The organism is Streptomyces sp. NPDC093097 (genome assembly GCF_044754325.1).
In the GTDB taxonomy this organism is placed as follows: Bacteria; Actinomycetota; Actinomycetes; order Streptomycetales; family Streptomycetaceae; genus Streptomyces.
The window spans coordinates 407,194-432,989 of sequence record NZ_JBIVOW010000004.1 but is presented as its reverse complement, the minus strand read 5'-3'; the positions used below and the strand labels follow the sequence as shown (position 1 = coordinate 432,989).

Annotated in this window: 21 protein-coding genes, 2 tRNA genes and 1 pseudogene; 9 read left to right on the top strand and 15 right to left on the bottom strand. The window is 70.6% G+C overall.

Translation table 11 applies throughout. From position 1 onward, the window contains the following. Positions 1-61 precede the first annotated feature (61 nt). The gene (locus ACIQE0_RS09670; RefSeq protein WP_366333448.1) at positions 62-979 is read right to left on the bottom strand and encodes a rhomboid family intramembrane serine protease; all 918 of its coding nucleotides are present in this window, start codon (positions 977-979) and stop codon (positions 62-64) included. Between the two features lie 175 nt (positions 980-1,154). Next, the gene (locus ACIQE0_RS09665; protein WP_366333450.1) at positions 1,155-1,682 is read right to left on the bottom strand and encodes a peptidylprolyl isomerase; all 528 of its coding nucleotides are present in this window, start codon (positions 1,680-1,682) and stop codon (positions 1,155-1,157) included. 290 nt (positions 1,683-1,972) lie between these two features. Between ACIQE0_RS09665 and ACIQE0_RS09660 the strand changes: the two genes are divergently transcribed. Next, entirely contained in the window at positions 1,973-2,659 is a 687-nt protein-coding gene (locus ACIQE0_RS09660) for a DUF5324 family protein (protein ID WP_366333452.1), read from the top strand. Between the two features lie 347 nt (positions 2,660-3,006). On the opposite strand, the gene ACIQE0_RS09655 is transcribed toward ACIQE0_RS09660, so the two are convergent. Then, a tRNA-Ala gene (locus ACIQE0_RS09655) sits at positions 3,007-3,079 on the bottom strand. A gap of 129 nt (positions 3,080-3,208) precedes the next feature. On the opposite strand from ACIQE0_RS09655, the gene ACIQE0_RS09650 reads away from it, so the two are divergent. Together ACIQE0_RS09650 and ACIQE0_RS09645 are read left to right on the top strand one after the other, a co-directional pair. Beyond that, a complete protein-coding gene (locus ACIQE0_RS09650; protein WP_366333454.1) occupies positions 3,209-3,757 on the top strand; it encodes a DNA-binding protein in 549 nt (182 codons plus the stop codon). 65 nt (positions 3,758-3,822) lie between these two features. Then, positions 3,823-5,274, top strand: coding sequence for a serine/threonine-protein kinase (locus tag ACIQE0_RS09645; protein ID WP_402330226.1), 1,452 nt, complete (start codon positions 3,823-3,825; stop codon positions 5,272-5,274). 11 nt (positions 5,275-5,285) lie between these two features. Here ACIQE0_RS09645 and ACIQE0_RS09640 read toward each other — a convergent pair whose 3' ends face one another. The 12 genes from ACIQE0_RS09640 to dnaA all read right to left on the bottom strand — a co-directional run bounded on the left by ACIQE0_RS09640 (position 5,286) and on the right by dnaA (position 21,865). Beyond that, a complete protein-coding gene (locus tag ACIQE0_RS09640) occupies positions 5,286-6,617 on the bottom strand; it encodes a hypothetical protein (RefSeq protein ID WP_402330225.1) in 1,332 nt (443 codons plus the stop codon). Then, positions 6,614-8,524: a VWA domain-containing protein gene (locus ACIQE0_RS09635; protein ID WP_402330223.1), complete on the bottom strand. Its 1,911-nt coding sequence runs from the start codon at positions 8,522-8,524 to the stop codon at positions 6,614-6,616. Before ACIQE0_RS09635 ends, ACIQE0_RS09640 begins: the two co-directional genes overlap by 4 nt. 187 nt (positions 8,525-8,711) lie before the next feature. Continuing rightward, positions 8,712-8,846, bottom strand: coding sequence for a DLW-39 family protein (locus tag ACIQE0_RS09630; RefSeq protein WP_003958712.1), 135 nt, complete (start codon positions 8,844-8,846; stop codon positions 8,712-8,714). Positions 8,847-9,083: 237 nt separating this feature from the next. Continuing rightward, positions 9,084-9,157 (bottom strand) — tRNA-Ile (locus ACIQE0_RS09625). Positions 9,158-9,274: 117 nt separating this feature from the next. Next, positions 9,275-9,976, bottom strand: a complete 702-nt coding sequence (locus ACIQE0_RS09620; RefSeq protein ID WP_402330222.1) for a DUF3566 domain-containing protein — start codon at positions 9,974-9,976, stop codon at positions 9,275-9,277. A gap of 15 nt (positions 9,977-9,991) precedes the next feature. Then, a complete protein-coding gene (gene gyrA / locus ACIQE0_RS09615) occupies positions 9,992-12,616 on the bottom strand; it encodes a DNA gyrase subunit A (RefSeq protein ID WP_402330220.1) in 2,625 nt (874 codons plus the stop codon). Between the two features lie 50 nt (positions 12,617-12,666). After that, positions 12,667-14,721 (bottom strand): DNA topoisomerase (ATP-hydrolyzing) subunit B, encoded by a 2,055-nt coding sequence (gyrB, locus tag ACIQE0_RS09610; RefSeq protein WP_366333466.1) that lies wholly within the window; start codon positions 14,719-14,721, stop codon positions 12,667-12,669. Between the two features lie 412 nt (positions 14,722-15,133). Next, the gene (locus tag ACIQE0_RS09605; protein WP_402330218.1) at positions 15,134-15,667 is read right to left on the bottom strand and encodes a DUF721 domain-containing protein; all 534 of its coding nucleotides are present in this window, start codon (positions 15,665-15,667) and stop codon (positions 15,134-15,136) included. Next, positions 15,664-16,800, bottom strand: a complete 1,137-nt coding sequence (recF, locus tag ACIQE0_RS09600; RefSeq protein WP_366339125.1) for a DNA replication/repair protein RecF — start codon at positions 16,798-16,800, stop codon at positions 15,664-15,666. Before recF ends, ACIQE0_RS09605 begins: the two co-directional genes overlap by 4 nt. Before the next feature lie 40 nt (positions 16,801-16,840). Beyond that, on the bottom strand, positions 16,841-17,719 hold the full coding sequence (gnd, locus tag ACIQE0_RS09595; protein ID WP_366339123.1) for a phosphogluconate dehydrogenase (NAD(+)-dependent, decarboxylating): 879 nt from the start codon (positions 17,717-17,719) through the stop codon (positions 16,841-16,843). 173 nt (positions 17,720-17,892) lie between these two features. Further along, positions 17,893-19,023 carry a DNA polymerase III subunit beta gene (dnaN, locus tag ACIQE0_RS09590; RefSeq protein ID WP_366339121.1) on the bottom strand — a complete coding sequence of 377 codons (1,131 nt, stop codon included), beginning with the start codon at positions 19,021-19,023 and terminating at the stop codon, positions 17,893-17,895. Positions 19,024-19,999: 976 nt separating this feature from the next. Beyond that, a complete protein-coding gene (gene dnaA / locus ACIQE0_RS09585; RefSeq protein ID WP_402330215.1) occupies positions 20,000-21,865 on the bottom strand; it encodes a chromosomal replication initiator protein DnaA in 1,866 nt (621 codons plus the stop codon). Between the two features lie 374 nt (positions 21,866-22,239). On the opposite strand from dnaA, the gene rpmH reads away from it, so the two are divergent. The 6 genes and pseudogenes from rpmH to rsmG all read left to right on the top strand — a co-directional run bounded on the left by rpmH (position 22,240) and on the right by rsmG (position 25,692). Continuing rightward, on the top strand, positions 22,240-22,377 hold the full coding sequence (rpmH, locus tag ACIQE0_RS09580; protein ID WP_009716483.1) for a 50S ribosomal protein L34: 138 nt from the start codon (positions 22,240-22,242) through the stop codon (positions 22,375-22,377). A gap of 23 nt (positions 22,378-22,400) precedes the next feature. Further along, positions 22,401-22,769 (top strand): annotated as a pseudogene (gene rnpA / locus ACIQE0_RS09575) (ribonuclease P protein component); the annotation flags it as partial. An 83-nt stretch (positions 22,770-22,852) separates the two neighbouring features. Beyond that, a complete protein-coding gene (gene yidD, locus ACIQE0_RS09570) occupies positions 22,853-23,170 on the top strand; it encodes a membrane protein insertion efficiency factor YidD (RefSeq protein ID WP_006604423.1) in 318 nt (105 codons plus the stop codon). A gap of 3 nt (positions 23,171-23,173) precedes the next feature. Then, entirely contained in the window at positions 23,174-24,313 is a 1,140-nt protein-coding gene (gene yidC, locus ACIQE0_RS09565; protein WP_366339116.1) for a membrane protein insertase YidC, read from the top strand. Between the two features lie 14 nt (positions 24,314-24,327). Beyond that, positions 24,328-24,834, top strand: coding sequence for a R3H domain-containing nucleic acid-binding protein (locus ACIQE0_RS09560; protein ID WP_366339114.1), 507 nt, complete (start codon positions 24,328-24,330; stop codon positions 24,832-24,834). Between the two features lie 132 nt (positions 24,835-24,966). Further along, on the top strand, positions 24,967-25,692 hold the full coding sequence (gene rsmG / locus ACIQE0_RS09555) for a 16S rRNA (guanine(527)-N(7))-methyltransferase RsmG (RefSeq protein WP_402330212.1): 726 nt from the start codon (positions 24,967-24,969) through the stop codon (positions 25,690-25,692). Positions 25,693-25,796 lie beyond the last annotated feature (104 nt).

Here is a 25,796-nt window from a genome sequence, read left to right as displayed (position 1 = left end):
GCATGCACAAGATCCTTCACGGACTGTGGACAACGTGTGTGCAGAACCGTCGCGGGGGCCCTCAACCCACCAGTTGCAGGGTCCTTACCCACACCACCGCGACGATCGCGAGCAGCATCACCGCGCACGTCCCGACCTGCACCGGCTTCCGGCGGTCCCGCGGTGCGTGCACCATCCCGAACGTCACGACGGCGCCCACGACCAGTCCGCCGACGTGCGCCTGCCAGGCGATATTCGGCCACAGGAACGTGAAGGCCAGGTTGATGCCCAGCAGGATCAGCACCGGCCGCATGTCGTAGCGCAGCCGGCGCATCAGCACGGCCGTGGCGCCCAGCAGCCCGAAGATCGCGCCGGACGCCCCGAGCGAGGGCTGGTTCTGCGCGGTGAGGAGGTAGGACAGGGCGCTGCCGCCCAGGCCGGCGAGCAGATAGACCGCGAGGTAGCGGGCCCTGCCGAGCGCCGCCTCCAGCTGCGGGCCCAGCCACCACAGCGAGAGCATGTTGAAGCCGATGTGCGCGAACTGCTGGTGCAGGAAGACCGCGGTCAGCAGGCGGTACCACTCGCCGTGCGCAACCCCGACGAGCTGGTAGCGGCTGGGGTCGAGGGCCAGGCCGATCATGTCGAGCCGCTCGACCAGCCACCCGCCGGACAGCTGCTCGTTCAGCAGCACCGCGACGAAGACGGCGACGTTGAGACCCAGCAGGATCTTGGTGACCAGCCGGGGGTCGGCGGTGAGGGTGCCACCGGCTATCGTGCGCGGCGCGCTGGCCCGCGGCGCCGGGCCGCTGCCGCCGCCGGTGCGCACGCAGTCCGGGCACTGGAAGCCGACCGAGGCGCTGACCATGCACTCCGGGCAGATCGGCCGGTCGCAGCGGGTGCAGCGGACACCGGTCGGCCGGTCCGGGTGGCGGTAGCAGCCGGGCAGGCCGTCGTGGCCATGGGCGTGCTGCGGCTCCTGTGGGCTGCCTGGCTGGTCCATCGGTCCCCTCGTCCTCGTCTCACCGGGGCGGGCGCGCACGTCGCCCCTCCCCGCCCGGCGCCCTGAACGGGCCGCGCGCCTGTGGCCCGCCTCGGACGAGCCTCGCGCCCCGTCTCATCTACGAATGGACGGGGCGCGATGGTTCCCCGGATCGGGCCGGGGCACAAGACCCGGGTCAGCGGGTCTCGATGACCACCGACTCGATGACGACGTCCTGCACCGGACGGTCGGTGCGCGGGTTGGTCTGGGTCTCGGCGATGGCGTCGACGACCTTCTTGCTGGCCTCGTTGGTGACCTCACCGAAGATGGTGTGCTTGCCGGTCAGCCAGGCCGTCGGGGAGACGGTGATGAAGAACTGCGAGCCGTTGGTGCCCGGGCCGGCGTTGGCCATGGCCAGCAGGTACGGCTTGTTGAACGCCAGGTCGGGGTGGAACTCGTCGGCGAACTGGTAGCCGGGGCCGCCGGTGCCGTTGCCCAGCGGGTCACCGCCCTGCAGCATGAAGCCGCTGATCACGCGGTGGAAGATGGTGCCGTCGTAGAGCGGGGCCTGGGTCGGCTGGCCGGTCTTCGGGTCGGTCCACTCCCGCTCGCCCTTGGCGAGCTCGACGAAGTTCTTCACCGTCTTCGGAGCGTGGTTCGGCAGGAGCCGAAGTTCGATGTCGCCCTGGTTCGTCTTCAGGGTGGCGTAGAGCTGCTCAGCCACGATCTACCTTCCATAAGTCTGCACTGACGGTCCCCGATCCTCGCACGAAGCGGCCTTCGGACGCCGGGCCGCCACCTCATGGCGGGCTTCGCACTCGTTTGGCGCGCGGAGGCGGCATCGCACGGCATCGCCGCCGCACGTCCCCGGAGGGTCCGCAGTGACCCGGATGCCCGCGCGCACATGCCGTGCGTCCGGGAAGCGGGCATGCTCGTCAATCGGGTGGACAGGCGACACAGCAGAGGTGGGGGAGCAGCCCCCAGACCCGGACCCCACCGAGGAGGAAGATCCCCGTGACCCGTAAGGACAGCGTGCGCGCCGCGACCTATTCGGCCAAGGACACCGTGCGGCACGCGGCGGAGGCGGTGTCTCCTTATGCCGGTACGGCCAAGGACACCGCTGTCCACTACACCCACGAGGCGCGCGCCCGGCTGGCACCCAAGGTCGCCGAGGCCGCCCTCCAGGCCCGTGCCCAGTACGACACCCATCTCCAGCCGCGGATCGACTACGCCCGCGGCGCGCTGCCGCCCAAGGTGGACGCGGCGGCGGCCCGGGCCGCCGTCCGCACCCGCCAGGCCGCCCGCCAGGCCGCCGAATACACCGCCCCGCGGCTGGAGAACGCCGTGGTCAACGCGCGGGCGGCGGCCGAGCCGGTGCGCGAGGAGGCGCTCGCCCGGGGCGCCGCGGCGCTGGCCGCGCTGCGCGGGCAGGTGACGGCCGAGGAGATCGAGAAGCTGCAGCGGAAGCAGTGCCGCCGGGCGGCCTGCGGCAGGGCCGCCCGGCGGCTGGCGCTGCTGGGCGTCGTGGTGGCCGGTGCGGTCGCCGCCTGGAAGTGGTGGGACAAGCAGGCCAACCCGGACTGGCTGGTCGAGCCGCCGGCGCCCACCGAGGTCGGCGACCACGGCCGCCTGAGCGCCGTCGACGACGAGGACACCCCGCTCGGCCCCGACTCCGACGAACGGGGTCCCGGCGGCGTCTGACCCCCTGCCGCACCGCCACCGGGCCGCGCCTCAGCACCAGGGCGCGGCCCGGCCGCGTACCGGACCGGGCCGGCGGGCCGGACACCGCCACCTGTGGCCAACGAACGGGCGAGGGGGAGGAGTTGGACGGCCGGCAGCCCCTCGCACGGGGCGCAGCGCGTCCCGGACGGCGGCCGCACGCGGGCGGGGTGCCCGCGGACGCCGGACCTGCCGCCCCGGTGCGGATCTTCCCCTAAGGCCGGCGGCGCGGCCCCGCCGTCCCGTACCAGGCCCGCCCACAGAGGTGCGCACACAGCGCACAAAAAACCCTCCGATCGCGTTTCCGCAGGTCGGAGGGGTTTTGAAGGTGGAGCCTAGGGGAGTCGAACCCCTGACATCTGCCATGCAAAGACAGCGCTCTACCAACTGAGCTAAGGCCCCTTCGCGGAACAGGGTACCCGGTGTCGGGCCGCTTTCCCGACCGGGTATCGCCGGACCCCGTCGCTCTCCGTAGGATGCTTCGCGAGATTCGCGGCAGCGAAGCGCGATCGGGGAGACAGGGGAGACGGCATGGATGCAGCACAGCAGGAAGCCACCGCGCGGGCCCGGGAGCTCCAGCGCAGTTGGTACGGGGAACCTCTGGGCGCGCTGTTCCGCCGTCTCATAGACGATCTCGGGCTGAACCAGGCCCGGCTGGCCGCGGTGCTCGGCCTGTCCGCGCCGATGCTGTCCCAGTTGATGAGCGGGCAGCGCGCGAAGATAGGCAACCCGGCCGTGGTGCAGCGGGTGCAGGCGCTCCAGGAGTTGGCCGGTCAGGTCGCGGACGGCAGCGTCAGCGCCGCCGAGGCCACCGACCGGATGGAAGAGATCAAGAAGACGGCGGGCGGATCGGTGCTGAACAACACCGCGCAGACCACCTCGTCGACGGGGGCCACCACCGTGCGCCGGGTGGTGCGGGAGATCCAGTCGCTGCTGCGGTCGGTCTCCGACGCCGGCGAGATCATCGACGCGGCGAACAGCCTCGCCGCCACCCACCCCGAACTGTCGGAGTTCCTCAGGGTCTACGGTGCCGGCCGCACCGCCGACGCGGTCGCCCACTACGAGGCGCACCAAAGCTAGCCAAACGCGGGCGGCCATCGGGGAGTTGGCCGCGGGCGACGTGATCCAGAAGCGGACGGGGCGCAATGGGTGAGATCTTCGCCGGTCGGTACGAGCTCGTGGACCCGATCGGACGGGGTGGAGTGGGCGCGGTCTGGCGCGCCTGGGACCACCGGCGCCGCCGTTACGTGGCGGCCAAAGTGCTGCAACAGAGCGACGCACACACGCTGTTGCGCTTCGTCCGGGAGCAGGCGCTGCGGATCGACCATCCGCACGTACTGGCCCCGGCGAGCTGGGCCGCGGACGATGCGCAGGTGCTGTTCACCATGGACCTGGTGCACGGCGGCTCGCTGGCCCATCTGACCGGGGACTACGGCCCGTTGCCGCCGCGGATGGTGTGCACGCTGATGGACCAGCTGCTGGCCGGGCTGACCGCCGTGCACGCCGAGGGTGTGGTGCACCGGGACATCAAGCCGGCGAACATCCTGCTGGAGGCCACCGGCACCGGCCGCCCGCATCTGCGGCTGTCCGACTTCGGTATCGCGATGCGCAAGGGTGAGCCGCGGCTGACCGAGGCCAACTACGTGGTGGGGACGCCGGGTTACTTCGCGCCGGAGCAGATGCTGGGCGCCGAGCCGGACTTCCCCGCGGACCTGTTCGCGGCCGGACTGGTCGCGCTGAGCCTGATCACCGGCGCCCGGCCGGACGCCGAGGCGCTGGTCCGGCGGTTCGCCGAGCAGGGGATACCGCCGGCTCCGGAGGACGTGCCGGAGCCGTTGTGGCAGGTGCTGGCGTCGCTGCTGCACCCCGATCCGGAGGCCCGGTTCAAGACCGCGACGGGGGCACGGAAGGCGCTGCTGGCGGCGGCCGAGCTGCTGCCGGAGGCGACCATCGAGGACGAGGTCATCGAGGTCTTCGACCACATCGGCCCGCTGCCGACCGGGTTCGGTGCGGACGGGCCGCTGCGCCCCACCAAGGGCACGGACACCGCCGCGCGCCCCGCCGGGGCCACGGAGTCCGGTGGGACGGCGAGCGGTGGCACGGCCGCCGGGCCGCCGTCCATGTCGGACACCGGGAGCTTCCACCTCGCGCCGCCGGTCCCGCCGCCGCCGAGCACCCCGCCGCCCCCGGTCCGGCCGGCCGGTGCGCCGCCACTGGGCACCCCGCCGCGCGGCACCGTCCCGGCCCCGCCGACCACCCCGCCCCGGACGCCTCCACCGCCCGCGGCCCCGGCTCCAGCTCCGGCTCCGGCTCCGGCTCCGGCTCCGGCTCCGGCTCCGGCTCCGGCTCCGGTCGAGCGGACGGAGATCGTGTCGGCGGCGCCGGTGCCTCCGCCGGCGGCCGCGACCCGCCCGTACACCTCCGGGCAGCCCCCGCTGCCCGCGCAGCCCCCGTCCGGCGGTACCGGAGTGCCGGCGGTGGCTCCCCCGGCCGCCCCGGTACGGAGACCGGGACCGCCCCCGAAGGTCGCGGTCCCGGTCCTGATCGTGGCGCTGCTGTGCATCGCCGTCGGGGTGTGGGCGCTGATCGCCGGCTGATCCGCGGTCGGCTACCCCACACGCGGCGGCGCGGACCGGCGCGGTGACGCCTGGGTCGTCTGCTGGTCCATGGGCGGCGTGCGGGAGAGCCGGGCCGCGGCCGCCCGGCGCGCGAGCAGCGTCCAGGCGCCCAGCCCGGCCAGCAGCACGATGCCGGCGCCGATCCCGGCGTACCCCACGAGCGTCCGGATGCCGCCCGCCGGCCGGCCCGCGGTGTCCCCGGGGTCGACGGTGAAGTCGCCGGCCGGCTCGACGTAGCCCGGTCCGGCCTGCGGGGTGCCGCGGGCGTCCACCCGGAGGGTGAGGTCGGCGCCCTCGGGGAAGGCCGATGCGGCCCGCGAGGTGAGGGTGACCGCGACGTAGTACCAGCCCGCGAAGCGCATCCCGGCGACCGCGCGGTCCGGTGCCCAGCGGTTGCCGTGGGCCACCGGCGCGGTGAAGTCGCGGGCGGCGGCCGGCTTCCCGGCGTACGCGACGAAGCGGGCCTCCCGGACCCTGCCGCGGGCCGGGTTGTAGACCGCGAGTCCGAGGGCGTCGGGAACGTACGCGGTGGACGGAGCAGGGGAGTTGGGGAGCTCCGCACTGAGGTTGAGCCGCTGGCCCCAGTCCACCGGGACGCGGTAGAAGCGGGTCTCGCCGGGGGTGAGGCGGTCCTTCCAGACGCCCTTGCCGACCGTGGCGGCGTCGTTGAAGCCGGTGCCGCCGGCGACCGGGTGCGCGGTGGCGTCCGCGGGCGGCGCGGGCGTGGCCGAGCTCCGACTCCCCTCAGACGGACGGGTGGAGGGCCGGCCCTTGAGCGCGGGTTCGGTGAAATGGCCGATTTCGATGGGCCAGGGCTCGGGCCCGGAGGTCGCCGGCCCCTCGCGACTGACCACGACGTAGTACGGGCCGGCCTGCTGGCAGCCGGTGACGTCCGGGCCGATGAGGCGGGCGGCGTAGTCGGCGGCGGGATAGGCGGTGCCGCCGCTGTGGAACTGGGCCGTCCCCGATACGCCGCAGGTGGTGCCGCCGCTGTCCTGGACCGTGACGGTCAGTTTGTCGCGGTAGTCCTCGACCTTGGTGCCCGGCCGGGGTGCGGCGACCGCCGAGAAGTAGGCGTTGCTGGAGGCGTCGAGGACCACGGCGTAGTACTTGGTCTCACCGCGCCGGAGGGTGTCCGCGTGCTGCCCGGGGCCGAGCCGCGGGGCGTCGGCCGCGCCGGCGGTGCCCTTGACGGCGGTGCCGTCGGACGCCATCCGATAGCCCGGTACGCCGTCGGCCGCGGCCGCCGCTCCCGGTGTGAGCACCAGCGCCGTCAGCGCGGTCAGAGCAGCGGCCCGGCGCCCGGTGCCGGAGGCGCTCACCGCGCCCCTCCCCCGCTGTCCGCGCCGCTCGTCCGCGGCTTCCGGCGGGCCCAGACGTACGACAGGCCGAGGCCGCCCAGCATCAGCACGCCCACCACGCCCACGGAGACGCCGGCGACCCGGACCGCGGGCCAGCCGCCGCTGCCCGCGGGACCGGCGGTGCCGGACGCCGAACCGCCGTCGGGCGTCTCGTTCTTGAGGGACACCGCATCCGCCTCCGGCCCGGCCTTCGCCTGGCCCAGGACGGCGACCCGGAGCACCACGCCGATCCGCGGGTTCTGCGCGATCTCGGCGGCCCGGGCCCCGAGCGTGACCGCGATGTAGAAGTCGCCGTCGGCGTGGACGGGGATGACGTTGGGGTGGGTCTCGTAGCGGTTGGTCCAGGAGACCGGCACCGTGCCCATGCTCAGCGAGGCCGGCCGCCCGGTGTACGGCACCTGCGGGGTGAACTCACCGGTCCCGCTGCCGACCGGGGCGCGGAACGGCGTGTAGACCTGGGTGCTGCCGAACGAGACATGGGAGCTGTGGCCGGACCGCGTCTCATTGGCGAACTCCACGTCGTAGCGGAGCTGTTGGCCCCAGCTGACGGGCACCTTGTACCAGCGCGTCTGCGCGGGGAGGATCGTGTCCCGCCAGACGCCGGGGCCCAGCGGGCGGGCGTCGTTGAAGCCGGTGCCGCCGGTGACGTCCTGGGGCGGGGTGGTGGGCAGCGTGGCGTTCTTGCCGCCCGCGCCGTATTCCGGGGCCGACTGCGCGGGGGTGACGCCCTTCTTCAGCGGATGTTCCACGTGAAACGTCAGCTCCACCGGCCAGCGCGCGGCGTCCGAGCCGGTGTCCGCGCGGCGCTCGACGACCAGCCAGTACCGGCCCGCCTTGTCGCAGCTGCCGTTGCCGCTCTGCGACGGGATGCGGCTGACGCCGGCGGTCAGCGGTGTGGCGCCCTCCCGCTGCCCGAATCTCGCGGTGGAGGACTGGCAACTACCGTCCGTGCCATAGGCGATGCGGGCGCTCACGGTGTCGCGGAAGTCGACCGCGGCACCGGACGGGGGCACCGCGGTGGCCGAGAAGTCGGCGGTCGAGGCCGCGTCCAGATCGGTGGCGTAGTAGCGCACTTCGTTGGGGCCGATGGTGTCCAGATACTGCCCGGGAGCGAGGGCCGGTGCGCCCTGCCGGTCGTCGGTGCCGCGTATCCGCGTGCCCTGGAACGCGTAGCCGGACGCGGAGAGTTGGCCGGCGCGCTGCACCTGGCGGGCGAGCGAGGCGGCGTCAGGAGCGTCGTAGTACTGGCCGTTGCCGGACTTGGCGATGCACTGGAGCTGGGGGCGAGCCTTGGCGGCCGCCTGGAAGCCGATGACGTCGATGTGCAGATCGGCGCCGGACGCGGCGAGTTGGGAGGCGATCTGGCAGGGCGGCGGGGTCTGGCAGGTGTCCTCGCCGTCCGAGATCAGCAGGACGGTGCGCTTGCCGGCCGCACCGGCCGCGGCCTTGGGGAGATCCTGCGCGGCCTTGGTCAGAGCGAGGCCGATGGGGGTGTCGCCCCTGGGGGTCACGCCCGCCACGGCCCGGTTCAGTCCGGCCCGGTCCAACGGGCCGACGGGGTGCGCGAGCCGGGTGTCGTCGCAGCCCTTTGGCTTGTCCGCGCCGTAGACCCGCAGACCGGTGGGATAGCCCTCGGGCAGAGTGTCGACGACGGTGCCGACGGCCTTGCGGGCCGCGGCTATGCGGGTGCTGCCGGCGCCGTCGCTCCCGGCCATCGAGCCGGAGGAGTCCAGGACCATCACCAGCCCGCTGCCCTCGGCGGCCGGCGTCGCCCGTGGGGCCGCCTCGGCCGGCAGCACCGCCGCGGACAGTGCCAGCAACACCCCGCCGACCAGCGCCACCGCCCGCCTGCGTGGTGGTCGTGCCATGTCTCGTCCCCCTCGCATCCCGCCGTCGCCGCCCGGACATCGACGTCACGACCAGCGACTTTGCCACTGCAATCGATCAATATGCGATAGCAAACTCAGGAGCCCGCGTGCCCGCCCCGGTCACGTACGAAACCCCGGTCGCCCTTGGGCAACCGGGGTCCATACGAACTGTGCTGTGCGTGTCGTCTCACACACCCGAACCTGCGGGCACGGAGTCGGTCGCCTCCGTCCACAGATCCTGCTCGGCGCGATCCGCCTGGATCTGGCGGTACACGAGGAGCCCGCCGATGGCGGCCAGTGCGACCAGGAGAAGCTTCTTCACCGCGCGACCTCGTCTTTCGTTGACGTAAGGGACCCTATGTCGGCCGATGATACACACCGGTCGATACCGATCGGTTATCTAGCCCGCACTCGGCAACACCCCGTCCGGGGGCGTCGAGGGGGCCCAACTCCCGCACCTTCACAACGAATCACGTCCGGATGCGGTTCCCATGGCCGGCGAGTGCCGGTAAAAGAATCAGCCCGGGCGGAGAAATCTCCGGCCGGGCCGATTGTGCGGTGCGGCTACCAGGACTTGAACCTGGGGCCTCTTCCTTATCAGGGAAGCGCTCTAACCGTCTGAGCTATAGCCGCTCGCTATCTGCAGCCACTCGCTCGCTGCACCAGAAGATTAGCGCACTTCAGAGGCGTTCCCAAAATCGGTTCCGGAGGCCTTGGGAACGCCCTGAGCCAACCGCCCTTCGGGAGGCCTCACTCGTCCTCCGCGAGCGTCAGCTCCACGCCGCCCACGAAGCCCGCCGACAGGTTGTAGATGAAGGAGCCCAGGGTGGCCAGCGCGGTCGCCAGCACCACGTCGATCAGCGCGATGACGGAGGTGAACAGCAGCACCCGCGGCAGCGAGAGGAACGACTGCAGGTCGAAGCCCCCGCCCTCGGCGGAGCCGGTCGCCTCGCTGATCGTCTTGCCGACGGTGGAGAAGACGCCCATCGCGTCCATCACCATCCACAGCACCGCCACCGCCACCACCGTGCAGACGCCCAGTGCGACGGACAGCAGGAAGCTCACCTTCATCACCGACCACGGATCGGTGCGCGCGACCCGGAGCCGGGCCTTACGGGTCCGCGGGGCCGTGCTGGCACCCGTACGCGGCTTGCGCACGGCCTGTTCGGTTCCGGCCCCTGCGCCGCCCGTGCGATACGCCTGGGGCGGCTGGTACGGCTGCTCAGCGCCGCCCTGCGGCTGTGCCTGGCCGCCACCCGCCGTCTGCGACTGGGGCTGGGGTTGTGGCTGTCGGGTGTTGCTCACGGTTCCCCCCTCGTGTGCGCCCGCGTCCCGGGCGCCCTCGGACGCGACGGAGCCACGGGCGCTGCGCTCCTCCTGGGATGCGGGTTCCGCCGCGGAGTCCGATGTGACTCCCGCCGTGCCCGTCGCAGCGCCCGTGGCTCCACTCACGACCTACTCCTCGTGCTACTCCGCCGCGGGCGCCTCGCCCTCGGCTGCGGTGGACCCGGACCCCTCGGCCCCGTCCGTCTCCTCGGGCCCGTCGGGCCCGTCGACCTCCACGGCCTCCCGGCCGGCCTCGGCGTTCCGCGCGATACCGACGACGGCATCCCGCTTGCCCAGGTTGATCAGTTGGACGCCCATGGTGTCACGGCCGGTCTCCCGGACTTCGTTGACCCGCGTACGGATCACGCCACCGCCCAGCGTGATCGCGAGGATCTCGTCGGTCTCCTCGACGACCAGCGCCCCGACCAGCGAACCCCGGTCCTCGACGATCTTCGCGGCCTTGATGCCGAGGCCGCCGCGGCCCTGGACGCGGTACTCGCCGACCGCGGTGCGCTTGGCGTAGCCGCCGTCGGTGGCGGTGAAGACGAAGGTGCCCTCCCGGACCACGTTCAGCGAGAGCATCTCGTCGCCCTCGCGGAAGCTCATGCCCTTCACACCGGAGGTGGCCCGGCCCATGGGGCGCAGCGCCTCGTCGGTCGCGGTGAACCGGATCGACTGGGCCTTCTTGCTGATCAGCAGCAGGTCGTCGGCCTCGGAGACCAGTTCGGCGCCGATCAGCTCGTCGTCGGTGCCGTCCTCCTGCTCGCGCAGGTTGATCGCGATCACACCGCCGGAGCGGGGCGAGTCGTAGTCCTTGAGCGCGGTCTTCTTCACCAGGCCGGCCTTGGTGGCGAGGACCAGGTAGGGCGCCGCCTCGTAGTCGCGGATCGCCAGGATCTGCGCGATCTGCTCGTCCGGCTGGAAGGCCAGGAGGTTGGCCACGTGCTGACCGCGCGCATCCCGCCCGGCGTCCGGGAGTTCGTACGCCTTGGCGCGGTAGACCCGGCCCTTGTTGGTGAAGAACAGCAGCCAGTGGTGGGTGGTGGAGACGAAGAAGTGGTCGACGATGTCGTCTTCCTTGAGCTTGGTGCCCCGCACGCCCTTGCCGCCGCGCTTCTGCGAGCGGTAGTCGTCGGTCTTCGTCCGCTTCACGTAGCCGCCACGGCTGATGGTGACGACGATGTCCTCTTCGGCGATCAGGTCCTCGATGGACATGTCGCCCTCGAAGGGCACCAGCTTGCTGCGCCGGTCGTCGCCGAACTTCTCGACGATCGCGGCGAGTTCCTCGCTGATGATCTGGCGCTGCCGCTCGGGGGAGGCCAGGATCGCGTTGTACTCGCTGATCTTCCGCTGGAGCTCGTCGTGCTCGGCGGTGATCTTCTGCCGCTCCAGGGCCGCCAGCCGGCGGAGCTGCATCTCCAGGATCGCGTTGGCCTGGATCTCGTCGATCTGGAGCAGGCCCATCAGGCCCTCGCGGGCCACGTCGACCGTCTCGCTGCGCCGGATCAGCGCGATGACCTCGTCGATCGCGTCCAGCGCCTTGAGCAGACCGCGCAGGATGTGGGCGCGCTCCTCGGCCTTGCGCAGCCGGAACTTCGTCCGGCGGACGATGACCTCGACCTGGTGCGTGACCCAGTTCCGGATGAAGGCGTCCAGGGAGAGGGTGCGCGGCACGCCGTCGACCAGCGCGAGCATGTTCGCGCCGAAGTTGGTCTGGAGATCGGTGTGCTTGTAGAGGTTGTTGAGGACGACCTTGGCGACCGCGTCCCGCTTGAGGACGATCACCAGTCGCTGGCCGGTGCGCGAGGAGGTCTCGTCGCGGACGTCCGCGATGCCGCCGATCTTGCCGTCCTTGACCAGGTCGGCGATCTTCTGCGCGAGGTTGTCCGGGTTGACCTGGTAGGGGAGTTCGGTGACCACCAGGCACTGGCGGTTCTGGATCTCCTCGACCTCGACGACCGCGCGCATCGTGATGGAGCCGCGGCCGGTGCGGTACGCCTCCTCGATGCCCTTACGGCCCACCACCAGCGCACCGGTGGGGAAGTCGGGGCCCTTGATCCGCTCGATCAGCGCGTCCAGCAGCTCCTCGCTGGACGCCTCCGGGTGGGCCAGCGCCCACTGCGCGCCCTCGGCGACCTCGCGGAGGTTGTGCGGCGGGATGTTGGTGGCCATGCCGACCGCGATACCGGCCGAGCCGTTGATCAGCAGGTTGGGGAAGCGGGACGGCAGGACCGTCGGCTCCTGGTTCCGGCCGTCGTAGTTGTCCTGGAAGTCGACGGTCTCCTCGTCGATGTCCCGGAGCATCTCCATCGACAGCGGCGCCATCTTGCACTCGGTGTACCGCATGGCCGCGGCCGGGTCGTTGCCCGGGGAGCCGAAGTTGCCGTTGGAGTCGACCAGCGGCATCCGCATCGACCACGGCTGCGCCAGGCGGACCAGCGCGTCGTAGATGGAGGTGTCACCGTGCGGGTGGTACGTACCCATGACGTCGCCGACGACGCGGGCGCACTTGTAGAAGCCCTTCTCGGGGCGGTAGCCGCCGTCGTACATCGCGTAGAGCACACGGCGGTGCACCGGCTTGAGGCCGTCGCGGACGTCGGGCAGCGCACGCGAGACGATGACGGACATCGCGTAGTCGAGGTAGGAGCGCTGCATCTCCGTTTCGAGCCCGACGGGCTCGACGCGCATTCCGACGCCTTCGATGGTGGCGGGCGCGCCCTCGGCGGTCACGCCGTCCGGGGTCACAGGGGGGTTCTCGTCGGCCATGGTGGTTCAAAGTCCTTTCGAGCTGCGGCTGGTGTGCGGGCCGACAGGGCTCAGATGTCGAGGAAGCGGACGTCCTTGGCGTTGCGCTGGATGAACGAGCGGCGCGCCTCGACGTCCTCACCCATGAGGACGGAGAAGAGGTCGTCCGCGCGGGCCGCGTCGTCCAACGAGACCTGGCCGAGCACCCGGTGGTCGGCGTCCATGGTCGTCACGCGCAGCTCCTCGGCGTTCATCTCGCCGAGACCCTTGAACCGCTGGATGGAGTCCTCACGGATCCGCTTGCCGTTCTGCTTGCCGCGCTCGATCAGCACGTCCCGCTCCGGGTCGGAGTAGGCGTACTCGAAGTCGTCCCGGCCCCACTTGATCTTGTAGAGCGGCGGGCGGGAGAGGTAGACGTGCCCGGCCTCGACCAGCGGCCGCATGAAGCGGAACAGGAAGGTCAGCAGCAGGGTGTTGATGTGCTGGCCGTCGACGTCGGCGTCCGCCATCAAGATGATCTTGTGGTAGCGGAGCTTCTCGATGTCGAAGTCCTCGTGGACGCCCGTGCCGAAGGCCGAGATCAGCGCCTGGACCTCGTTGTTCTGGAGGATCTTGTCGACCCGGGCCTTCTCGACGTTGAGGATCTTGCCGCGGATCGGGAGGATCGCCTGGTACTCCGGGTTCCGGCCGGACTTGGCCGAGCCGCCGGCGGAGTCACCCTCGACGATGAAGATCTCGCACTTGGTGGGGTCGTTGGACTGGCAGTCACTCAGCTTGCCGGGCAGCGACGCGGTCTCCAACAGGCCCTTGCGGCGGGTCAGATCACGCGCCTTGCGGGCCGCGACCCGGGCGGTGGCCGCCTGGATGCCCTTGCGGATGATGTCCGCGGCCTCGTTGGGGTTGCGGTCCAGCCAGTCGTTGAGGTGCTCGTGGACGACCTTCTGGACGAAGGTCTTGACCTCGGTGTTGCCCAGCTTGGTCTTGGTCTGGCCCTCGAACTGCGGCTCGGCGAGCTTGACCGAGATGATCGCCGTCAGACCCTCGCGGATGTCCTCACCCGTGAGGTTGTCGTCCTTCTCGCGGAGCAGCTTCTTGTCGCGCGCGTAGCGGTTGATCAGGCCGGTCAGCGCGGCGCGGAAGCCCTCCTCGTGGGTACCGCCCTCATGGGTGTGGATGATGTTCGCGAAGCTGTAGACACCCTCGCTGTACTGGGTGTTCCACTGCATCGCGAGGTCGACGGAGAGGTTCCGCTCCTTGTCCTCGGCCTCCACCGAGACCACCGTCGGATGCACCAGCTCGCCCTTGCGGGAGTTGAGGTACTTCACGAAGTCGACGATGCCGCCCTCGTAGTGGTACCGCACCGAGAGCGGCTTGCCGTCCTCGTCCACGTGGTCGGCGCGCTCGTCCTTGAGCGAGATGGTCAGCCCCTTGTTGAGGAACGCCATCTCCTGGAAGCGCCGCGACAGCGTCTCGAAGCTGTAGGTGGTGGTCTCGAAGATCTCGCCGTCGGCCCAGAACGTGACCGAGGTGCCGTGCTCGTCGGTGGCCTCGTGCTGGGCCAGCGGGGCGGTGGGCACGCCCTGCTTGTACTCCTGGGTCCAGCGGTAGCCGTCCGTGCAGATCTCCACCGCGACCCGGGTCGACAGGGCGTTCACCACGGAGACGCCCACGCCGTGCAGACCACCGGAGACCGCGTACCCGCCGCCGCCGAACTTGCCGCCGGCGTGCAGCACCGTCAGCACGACCTCGACGGCCGGCTTGTTCTCGGACGGCACGATGCCGACGGGGATACCGCGGCCGTTGTCGACGACCCGGACACCGCCGTCGGCGAGGATCGTCACCTCGATGGTGTCGGCGTGGCCGGCCAGCGCCTCGTCGACGGAGTTGTCGACGACCTCCTGCACCAGGTGGTGCAGACCGCGCTCGCCCGTGGAGCCGATGTACATGCCGGGGCGCTTGCGAACCGCGTCCAGGCCCTCAAGGACGGTGATCGCGCTGGCGTCGTACGACTTCTCCACCGAGGAGTCGCCCACGGCGCCGGCCGAACCCCCCTCTTCGGTAGAAGCCATGTTGTTCTCGTTGAGGTCGCCGGAGTCGGCCACGAAGCGCCCTTTCTGGCACAGCACGAGCCCTTCCACACCTGTTGCGATCTCCCCGCGAAGGACAGGTGGGAGCGGCTCGTCGTTCGACTTGTTCCGCGAGTGGGCGGGATTGCTACCAGTCTACCGGTAGCGCTGACACTCATGGGGGTTTGCAGGCGCCTGAGTCGTCATGTGCCGCCCTGAAGTGCCATCCACCGACTCCCCATATACGAGACGGGGCCCCAGGGCGCTCACGCAGGCACCCAGCGCTTCTGGATGTCAACCGCCGGCTACCGTGAGCGGAGTCTCATACGTCACACGTGTTTACAAGGCCCGTACGGGAGTGCGCCGTTTCCCGTGAAACCGCCCCTGACCAGCCACAAACGTGCGCTGGGGGCGGTGTTTCACGTGAAACACCGCCCCCAGCGCACGGGGATTCTCGGCCGTGCGGCGCCACTCATCCGTAGGTGTCGCCGGGGCCCTTGGAGCCCGGCGCGCGCAGCGTCCCGTACCGCCGGGCCGGGCCACCCGGCCCCAGCACCTTGATCATCTTCACCGTGCCGTGGCCCAGGTCCTCGTTGAGGCGGGCCACCAGCTGCGGCGCCAGCAGCCGCAGCTGCGTCGCCCAGGCCGTCGAGTCGCACTGGACGGTCAGCACGCGGGCGTCCTCGTCGTACCGCTGCGGCTCGCAGTGCTGCGCCACCTCGGGCCCCACCAGCTGCGGCCAGCGGCCCATCACCCCGCCGACCGCCGCGGGCGTCTCCCAGCCGCGCTCCGTGATCAGGCGGTTGATCGCGGCGCCCAGCGGCAGCGGGTCCCGGCCGTCCGCCCGTGCGCCCGAGCGCAGCCCGCCGCGGCGGGCCTGCTTCTTCTGCTGTGCGGCCGCGCCCCGGGCACGGGCCTGCTCCTTGGCGGCCACCAGCGCCTGACGTGCCAGGTCCACCCCGGACAGCTCCGGAGTCCTGGGCCGCTCCGGCTGCGGTTCGGTCACCGGTCCACCCTCTCCACCGTGCCGCCCGAGACCGCGTACCGCGCCCCGGCCAGGATTCCCGGCACGTCGTCGTCCACCGCCGCGGTCACCAGGACCTGCTCGCCCGGCGCCACCATCTCCGCCAGCCGCTCCCGGCGCCGGCTGTCCAGCTCGGCGAAGACGTCGTCGAGCACCAGCACGGGCTCATTGCCCTCGGTGCGCAGCAGTTCGTACGAGGCCAGCCGCAGCGCCAGCGCGTACGACCAGGACTCGCCGTGGCTGGCGTAGCCCTTCGCCGGCAACTGCCCCAGCTTCAGCAGCAGATCGTCCCGGTGCGGCCCGACCAGGGTCACACCGCGCTCGATCTCGCTCTTGCGGGCCTCGCCCAGCGCCGCCAGCAGCACGCCGTACAGCTCCTCGCGGTTCGTGGCGGCGGCCATCGCCTCGCCCGCGGAACCGCGGTACTCCAGTCCCAACGGGCCACCGCCCGGCGCCAGTTGCTCGTACGCCTTGTCCGCCAGCGGCCGCAGCGCGGCGATCAGGTCCAGCCGCTGGGCCAGGAGTTCGGCACCGGCGCGGGCCAGGTGCTGATCCCAGACGTCCAGTGTCGACAGGTCCATCTGCCGGCCACCGTGCCGGCGGGCCAGCGCCGCCGTCTTCAGCAGGGTGTTGCGCTGCTTGAGGACGCGGTCGTAGTCCGAGCGCACCCCCGCCATCCGCGGGGAACGGGCGGTGATCAGCTCGTCCAGGAACCGCCGGCGCTCACCGGGGTCACCCTTGACCAGCGCCAGATCCTCCGGCGCGAACAGCACCGTCCGGACGATTCCCACCACGTCACGCGGTCTGACCTGCGACGACCTGTTGATCCTGGCGCGGTTCGCCTTGCCCGGATTGAGCTCCAGCTCGATCAGCTGCTGCCGGTCGCCCTGGACGACCGCGGCCCGGACGATCGCCCGGTCGGCGCCCATCCGCACCAGCGGGGCGTCCGACGAGACCCGGTGGCTGCCGAGCGTGGCCAGATAGCCGACCGCCTCGACGAGGTTCGTCTTGCCCTGCCCGTTGGGCCCCACGAACGCCGTGACGCCCGGGTCGAGCGGGACCTCGGCCCGGGCGTACGAGCGGAAGTCGGCGAGCGACAGATGCGATACGTGCATGGCTACGCGCCGACCTCCCCGGCTGCTGAGCTGGTTGTGCTTACTTCGTGTTCTCGACCGCGTGGCCACCGAACTGGTTGCGCAGCGCGGCAATCATCTTCATCTGCGGCGAGTCGTCCTGGCGGGACGCGAAGCGCGCGAAGAGCGACGCGGTGATCGCCGGCAGCGGCACGGCGTTGTCGATCGCGGCCTCGACCGTCCAGCGGCCCTCACCGGAGTCGGCGGCGTAGCCGCGCAGCTTGGCCAGGTGCTCGTCCTCCTCGAGGGCGTTGACCGCCAGGTCCAGCAGCCAGGAGCGGATGACCGTGCCCTCCTGCCAGGAGCGGAAGACCTCGCGGACGTTCTCCACGGAGTCGACCTTCTCCAGCAGCTCCCAGCCCTCGGCGTAGGCCTGCATCATCGCGTACTCGATGCCGTTGTGGACCATCTTCGCGAAGTGGCCCGCGCCCACCTTGCCGGCGTGCACGGAGCCGAACTCGCCCTCGGGCTTGAGGGCGTCGAAGATCGGCTGCACCTTGGCGACGTTCTCCTTGTCGCCGCCGTACATCAGCGCGTAGCCGTTCTCCAGGCCCCAGACACCGCCGGAGACACCGCAGTCCACGAAGCCGATGCCCTTGGCGGCCAGCTGCTCGGCGTGCTTCTCGTCGTCGGTCCAGCGGGAGTTGCCGCCGTCCACGACCAGGTCGCCGGGCGAGAGCAGCTCGGCCAGCTCGTCGACGGTCGACTGGGTGGCGGCACCGGCCGGGACCATGACCCAGACCACCCGCGGACCCTGGAGCCTGTCCACAAGCCCCTTGAGGCTGTCCACATCGGCCAGGTCCGGGTTGCGGTCGTATCCGATGACGGTGTGGCCTGCGCGGCGGATGCGCTCGCGCATGTTGCCGCCCATCTTGCCGAGACCGACGAGACCGAGCTCCATCAGAGACCCTCTTTGCACATAGTCGTTGCTGTTCGTACCCGCGTCCGAGCCTACGCCGGGGACCCCGTGCACAGCTGTGGGCTCAACCGCTCATCGGGGGCCCTCGGCCGGTCACCGCAAGGGCCCCGGCTGTGCGCCGGGGCCCGGGGGCGGTACGAAGCCGTGCGCCCGCGTCAGCCGGAGAGGCGGACCGGCATGATCAGGTACTTGTAGGCGTCGTCGGCCTCGGCGTCCTTGGCCGGGCGGCCACTGAGCAGCGCGGGCTTGGTCGAGGTGGTGAACGACAGCTGGGCCACCGGGGAGTCGATGGCCGACAGGCCCTCCAGGAGGAAGCCCGGGTTGAAGGCGATCGAGATGTCGTCGCCCTCCAGGTCGACGTCGACCCTTTCCACAGCCTGTGCATCGTCGCTGGAGCCGGCCTCCAGGATCAGCACGCCCTGCTCGAAGCTCAGCCGCACCGGGGTGTTCCGCTCGGCGACCAGCGCCACACGCTTGACGGCCTCGACGAAGGGGGCGGTCTCGATCACCGCGACGGAGTTGAACTCGGTCGGGAAGAGCGTCCGGTACTTCGGCAGGTCGCCTTCGAGCAGGCGGGTCGTGGTCCGCCGGCCGGCGCCCTCGAAACCGATCAGGCCCTCGCCCTTCCCGGAGCCGGACAGCGCCAGGGTGACGGTGTCGCCGCTGCTCAGGGACTTGGCGGTGTCCAGCAGCGTCTTGGCGGGCACCAGGGCGACCGCGGAGGCGTCCGGGCTCTCCGGCTTCCACAGGAACTCGCGGACCGCGAAGCGGTAGCGGTCGGTGGAGGCCAGGGTGACGGTGTCGCCCTCGATCTCGATCCGCACACCGGTGAGCACCGGGAGGGTGTCGTCACGGCCGGCGGCGATGGCCACCTGGGCGGCGGCAGCGGCGAAGACCTCGCCGGAGACGGTGCCGGTGGCGGTCGGCATCGCCGGCAGGGACGGGTACTCCTCCACAGGCAGGGTGTGGAGGGTGAAGCGGGAGGAGCCGCAGACCACGGTCACCCGTACACCGTCGGTGGAAATCTCCACCGGGCGGTTGGGGAGCGCCCGGCAGATGTCGGCGAGCAGCCGGCCGGAGACGAGGACGGTGCCCTCCTCTTCCACCTCGGCGCCCACCGAGACCCGCGCGGAGACCTCGTAGTCGAAACCCGACAGGCTCAGTGCGCCGTCGTCCGCCTTCAGCAGCAGGCCCGCGAGGACGGGCACCGGCGGACGGGCCGGGAGGCTCTTGGCCGCCCAGGCCACTGCCTCCGCGAGTACATCGCGCTCCACCCGGATCTTCACCGGAAACCGCCTCCTGCTGTTGCTGGCTCTCGCCCTGCTGGCTCTTCGTCGTCGGCTGAGTTGCCGGAGACCAGTCTGACGCACGCCGCCGACAGTCGGTGCGGCTCGGGGTCAAGTCGACTCGGCCCGGGCGACGGGCTCCGGAGCCGAGTTGTGCACAGGGCCCGTTTCCGAGCGAAGTCCCCGGTAGATATCCGTGGTCGTAGTAGTAGGCCCTGTGGAAACCGTGGACAACTGACTTTGCGCAGGTCAGCGTCAATTTTTTGTCCACCGCCCCTGTGGGTGGCAGCAGTGGATAAGTGGCCCCGGCTGTGGATCGCGCGAAGTTCTGCACACTCCATGCACAGGGCTAGGGCACTTCTCCCCAGTGCCATCCCCAGCTTTACCCACGTTCCCCACAGCCCAACCCCGGACCTTGGTGTGACCGCTTTCACTCGGCGCGGTGAGGACGGGTGTTGCGTTGCCGAACAGTGGACAGCGGTGTGGAGAAGCTGAGGATCACTGGGGACAACCGCGCTTCACCTGTGGGCAGCCGGTGGACAAGCCGACGCGGGCCCTGTGGATGAATCCTTCGTCCACAGCCTGTGGATATCGGTTGACCACAATTCCACACCCGTCTGACCTCGCCCGATGGCCCGTCACCACACCGGCCTGTGGATCCCACAGGGATAACTTTCCCCTCCCCAGGCTGTGGACGGAAGATTCTTGCCCAATCTGTGGAGAGAGGCCGTGACCAGGCCGAAAATCGAACAGCGCTGGCGCGCTCCACAGTCTTGGGACGACGGCGAACGGCACGCACAGCCCGGCGATCGGCCCGCCGACCCCCTTGGACTCCCCTCCATGAGCGGCCCGCGAGCCCCCGGCCGCGCGGTTGACGACACCGGCCACCGCTTCCCCGGTCCGTACGACGCAGGGCGCCCCGGGAGCGGATCCCGGAGCGCCCTGGTGGCGGTGGCGGCCGGCGGTGGGCCGCACGTCAGCCGTTCTTGATGCGGTTGGTCAGCTCGGTGACCTGGTTGTAGATGGAACGCCGCTCGGCCATCAGCGCGCGGATCTTGCGGTCGGCGTGCATCACGGTCGTGTGGTCGCGGCCGCCGAACTGCGCGCCGATCTTCGGCAGCGAGAGGTCGGTGAGCTCCCGGCACAGGTACATCGCGATCTGGCGGGCCGTCACCAGCACCCGGCTGCGCGACGAACCGCACAGGTCGTCCACGGTCAGCCCGAAGTAGTCGGCGGTCGACGCCATGATCGCGGTCGCGGTGATCTCCGGGGCGGTGTCCTCGCCGCCGGGGATCAGGTCCTTGAGCACGATCTCGGTGAGCCCCAGGTCCACCGGCTGCCGGTTGAGCGACGCGAACGCGGTCACCCGGATCAGCGCGCCCTCCAGCTCGCGGATGTTGCGCGAGATCCGGGACGCGATGAACTCCAGCACCTCCGGCGGAGCGTTCAGCTGCTCCTGCACCGCCTTCTTGCGGAGGATCGCGATCCGGGTCTCCAGCTCCGGCGGCTGGACGTCCGTGATCAGACCCCACTCGAAGCGGTTGCGCAGCCGGTCCTCCAGGGTGACCAGCTGCTTCGGCGGCCGGTCACTGGAGAGCACGATCTGCTTGTTGGCGTTGTGCAGGGTGTTGAAGGTGTGGAAGAACTCCTCCTGCGTCGACTCCTTGCTCGCCAGGAACTGGATGTCGTCGACGAGCAGGATGTCCATGTCCCGGTAGCGCTTGCGGAACGCGTCCGCCTTGCCGTCGCGGATGGAGTTGATGAACTCGTTGGTGAACTCCTCGGAGCTCACGTACCGCACCCGGGTGCCCGGGTAGAGGCTGCGGGCGTAGTGCCCGATGGCGTGCAGCAGGTGGGTCTTGCCCAGGCCCGACTCCCCGTAGATGAACAGCGGGTTGTACGCCTTGGCAGGCGCCTCGGCGACCGCGACCGCCGCGGCGTGCGCGAAGCGGTTGGAGGCGCCGATGACGAAGGTGTCGAAGAGGTACTTGGGGTTCAGCCGCGCGGTCGGTTCACCCGGGCCGGTCGCCGGCGCGGGCTGCGCGGCCAGCGGACCGGGGGCGCCGCTGGGCGCCGGCAGCGCGGAGCCGGGACCGCCCGGCCGGCCGCCGCCACCGGGCGGGGGGAGATCGGGGAGGTCGCGGCGCTGCTGCTCGTACGGCGCGCGCGGACCGTCCGAGGGGCGTGGCCCACTGCGGTCGGGCCCCTGCGACCGGTAGTCGTTCTGGTGCTGCTGGAGATGAGCGGGCGGCGAGGCGCCGTACGGCTCGCGCCACTGCTCCGCGGACGACTCGCGGTCGGGGTAGCCGCCCAGGTGCTGCTGTTGCCAGCCGTACTCCTCACGCGGGCCGACCGCGTCGGTGACGGAGTGCTGGGGCCACGCCCCGGGCTCGTGCCGCGGCTGCGGGTAGTCCGGGTACGCGGGGCGGACGCTCGGCAGGTCGTCGCCCTGGTGCCCGTAGCCCTGGCGGGAGTCCCGCCGCCCTTCATACCCGTCATACGCGTCATGCTGCGCCTGCTGGTGCTGGGTGTGCTGCTGCGGCGCGGGCGGCTGGGGAGCGGGCTCCTCGGCGGAGTCGTCGACGGTGATCGCGATCCGGATCGGCCGGCCGCACTCGTGGCTGAGCGCTTCCCCGATCAGCGGCGCCAGCCGCCCTTCGAGCACACCCTTGGCGAACTCGTTGGGGACGGCGAGCAGTGCGGTGTCCGCGACCAGCGCCAGCGGCTGGGTCCGCTTGAGCCAGTCCTGGTCCTTGGGCTTGAGGCCGTCGGCCTCCGCCCGCAAGAGGTGATCGAGCACACGCGGCCACACTGCGGCAAGATCGGCAGGTACATCAGCCACAGGGCACGCTCTCTCACAGTCCCACGAATGTGTGATTCTCAGGACGGCCGGGAAGGAAATGGAGTTCAGCCACGGTAGTCAGGGCGGGCCTGGGGATTCAAGTTGTTGTCCACAGGCTGTGCATAGTGTGTCCTGGCGGGGGCTCTCCGCACTGTCATGGAGCGGGTTTGACCGAAAGGCGCGGCCCCGCGTACCGTGACCAGGTCGAGTTGTCGATGGCTGCTGCCGCCTGCCTCCGATGGGCAAAGATCGCGCTCTCGTGGTCATGTAGCGGTGCACTCGGGCGTGGCGAGCTACTCGTGGGCGCACGGTGACAGCCAGTCGACGCCCCACAATCTGTCTCTCTGAGACACAAGGATTCCTGGAGCCCCCGAGTGAGCAAGCGCACCTTCCAGCCGAACAACCGCCGTCGCGCGAAGACCCACGGCTTCCGTCTGCGCATGCGGACCCGTGCCGGCCGCGCGATTCTCGCGTCGCGCCGTAGCAAGGGCCGCGGCCGCCTGTCCGCCTGAGCAGCCCGACCTAGGTCCATGTCGTGCTGCCTACCGAACATCGGCTGAGGCGGCGCGAGGACTTCGCGACCGCGGTACGCCGGGGACGCAGGGCCGGTCGCCCGCTCCTTGTCGTGCATTGTCGTAGCGGCGTAACGGACCCGCACGCAGCGGGGGGAAGTGTTCCCCCGACGCGTGCGGGTTTCGTCGTCAGCAAGGCCGTTGGCATTGCGGTCGTCCGCAACAAGGTCAAGCGGAGACTTCGCCATCTCATGCGCGACCGGCTGGACCGGCTGCCCGCCGGTAGCCTGGTTGTCGTACGGGCCCTGCCCGGCGCGGGCGCGGCGGAGTACGACCAGCTGGCCCGCGACCTGGACGCCGCGCTGGCACGGCTGCTGGGAGGGGCGCCGAAAGGCAGCAACCCCACCAGGGCCGCAACCGACGGTGACGCCGTCGGCCCCCGGGCTCCCGGACGGGACCCGGGAGGGAGCGCACAGTGAAGTACCCGCTGCTGCTTTTGATCAAGATCTACCAATGGACCATCAGCCCGTTGCTGGGCCCGGTCTGCAAGTACTACCCGTCGTGTTCGCACTATGGCTACACGGCCATCGACCGGCATGGCGCGGTGAAGGGGACTGCGCTGACCGCCTGGCGCATCCTGCGGTGCAATCCGTGGTCGCTCGGTGGCGTCGACCACGTCCCTCCCCGGAAGCGTCCGGTTTGGCATCAGCGGCTGAGGAGCCGCCTGGGCGGGCCCACCGTCCCTGAGCCTGTCGCCCAGCCCGAGACTCAGCCCAACGCCCAAGGAGCCTGATTCGTGGACACGATCCTCAGTCCCCTTTATTACGCAGTTTCCTGGATCATCGTCCAGTTCCACTCGTTCTTCAGCCTGATCTTCGATCCGAACAGTGGCGCGGCGTGGGGCCTGGCCATCGTCTCGCTCGTGGTGCTGATCCGTGTCTGCCTGATCCCGCTCTTCGTGAAGCAGATCAAGGCGACGCGGAACATGCAGGCGCTCCAGCCGAAGATGAAGGCGATCCAGGAGCGCTACAAGAGCGACAAGCAGCGCCAGTCCGAAGAGATGATGAAGCTCTACAAGGAGTCGGGCACCAACCCGCTCTCGAGCTGTCTCCCGATCCTGGCGCAGTCGCCGTTCTTCATCTCCCTGTACCAGGTCCTCAGCCACATCGCGCAGAACAAGACGGTCGGATTCATCGACCCGACGTTGCTGGCGAGCGCGCAGAAGGCGCACATCTTCGGTGCGCCGCTCGCGGCGAAGTTCATGGACAGCGCGGCGAAGATCGAGAGCCTCGGCGCTTCGGTGACCCACGTCCGCGTGGTCACGGTCATCATGATCGTCCTGATGTCGGCGTCGCAGTTCTACACCCAGCGTCAGCTGATGACGAAGAACGTCGACCTGACGGTGAAGACGCCGTTCATGCAGCAGCAGAAGATGCTGATGTACGTCTTCCCGGTCATGTTCGCCGTCTTCGGTATCAACTTCCCGGTCGGTGTTCTCGTCTACTGGCTGACCACCAACGTGTGGACCATGGGCCAGCAGATGTACGTCATCCGCCGCAACCCCACCCCGGGCAGCAAGGCGTTCACCGAGCGCCAGGAGCGGCTGCGCGCCCAGGGCAAGCTGGTGGAGAGCCCCGCCGAGGTCGCGTCGAAGAAGGCCGCCGAGGAAGCGCGCCAGAACCGCCAGCAGCCCAAGCGGCAGACGAAGGCCAAGCGCCAGACCGGTGCCGGCACGCCGAGCGGTGCCACGCAGAACCGCACGCGGGCGAGCTCGTCGTCGGGCGCTGCCGAGACTTCGGAGTCCGACGCGGCCGCGCCGGACGGCGAGGAGAAGGGTGGTACGCCCGCCAAGGGCGGCGCCGCCTCCGGATCCCGTAACACCAAGTCCGGGCAGCGCAAGGGCCAGCAGCGCCCCAAGCACCCGTCCAAGAAGTAAGAAGGAGTCCTTACGTGACGGACACGACCCCTGCCACCAAGGGCGCCGACACCCTGTCCCGCCTGGAGCAGGAAGGCGAGATCGCGGCCGACTACCTGGAAGGCCTGCTGGACATTGCGGACCTCGACGGTGACATCGACATGGACGTCGAGGCGGACCGCGCCGCGGTGTCGATCATCGGTGACGCGACCAGCCGCGACCTGCAGAAGCTGGTCGGTCGCGACGGTGAGGTGCTGGAGGCGCTGCAGGAGCTGACGCGGCTGGCGGTGCACCGCGAAACCGGCGACCGCAGCCGTCTGATGCTGGATGTCGCCGGCTTCCGGGCGCGCAAGCGCGAGGAGCTCGCCAAGATCGGCACGAGCGCCGCGGCGGAGGCCAAGAGCACCGGCCAGCCGGTGAAGCTCGACCCGATGACGCCGTTCGAGCGCAAGGTCGTACACGACGCGGTGGCCGCGGCCGGGCTGCGGAGCGAGTCCGAGGGCGAGGAGCCGCAGCGCCGCGTGGTTATCCTTCCGGCCTGACGCTTCACGCTCAGTTTTCTTTGGCCCCGTCTGCTCGCAGGCGGGGCCAAAACTTGTCAGCCTTCTGTGTTATCCCCGGTCATAGCGCCGGGTTCCCGGCAGGAAAAGCAGTCCAGAGGAAGGGCGGTTCCCGTGACGGAGGCATCAGCGGAGCTCCCTCCTGCGCCGAAAGAGGCGCAGGAGGTATTCGGCGAGCGCTTTCCGGAGGCCGTACGGTACGGCGAACTGCTCGCCGACGCGGGTGTGAAGCGCGGGCTGATCGGCCCGCGCGAGGTGCCGCGGCTGTGGGAGCGGCACCTGCTGAACTGTGCGGTGCTCTCCGAGGTGGTCCCCGAGGGCGTCTCGGTGTGCGACGTGGGTTCGGGCGCCGGGTTGCCCGGCATTCCGCTGGCGCTGGTGCGCCCGGATCTCAAGATCACGCTCCTGGAGCCACTGCTGCGGCGGACGAACTTCCTCCAGGAGGTCGTCGAGCTGCTCGGACTGGACCACGTCACGGTCGTGCGAGGCCGCGCGGAAGAAGTCATGGGCAAGCTTCCGCAGGTGCATGTGGTGACCGCGCGCGCGGTCGCGCCGCTCGACCGGCTGGCCGGTTGGGGGGTTCCGTTGCTGCGGCCTTACGGGCAGATGCTGGCGCTCAAGGGCGATACCGCGGAGGAGGAGCTCAAGGCGTCCCGGGCTGCGCTGAGCAAGCTCGGTGTGGTGGACACATCGATCGTGCACGTCGGCGAGGGCGTGGTGGATCCGCCGTCGACCGTGGTGCGCGTCGAGGTGGGCGAGAGCCCCGGCGGGGTGCGTTTCGCGGCCAAGCGGGCGAAGGCGGCACGCACCAGTCGCGCGTCGAGGGGGCGCCGGCGCTGATGCCGGGATGCCGGAGGAATCCGGCACGGCTTCTGGGCGGTGGGCACAGCCATCCGCGGAACAGCGGATAGGGCGAATTGCTCAAACGCCACAAAGGGTCACAA

Coding starts and splice junctions, on each gene's coding strand:
- ACIQE0_RS09670 (WP_366333448.1), bottom strand. CDS start 979: ATGGACCAGCCAGGCAGCCCACAGGAGCCGCAGCACGCCCATGGCCAC.
- ACIQE0_RS09650 (WP_366333454.1), top strand. CDS start 3,209: ATGGATGCAGCACAGCAGGAAGCCACCGCGCGGGCCCGGGAGCTCCAG.
- ACIQE0_RS09645 (WP_402330226.1), top strand. CDS start 3,823: ATGGGTGAGATCTTCGCCGGTCGGTACGAGCTCGTGGACCCGATCGGA.
- ACIQE0_RS09635 (WP_402330223.1), bottom strand. CDS start 8,524: ATGGCACGACCACCACGCAGGCGGGCGGTGGCGCTGGTCGGCGGGGTG.
- gyrA (WP_402330220.1), bottom strand. CDS start 12,616: ATGGCCGACGAGAACCCCCCTGTGACCCCGGACGGCGTGACCGCCGAG.
- recF (WP_366339125.1), bottom strand. CDS start 16,800: ATGCACGTATCGCATCTGTCGCTCGCCGACTTCCGCTCGTACGCCCGG.
- gnd (WP_366339123.1), bottom strand. CDS start 17,719: ATGGAGCTCGGTCTCGTCGGTCTCGGCAAGATGGGCGGCAACATGCGC.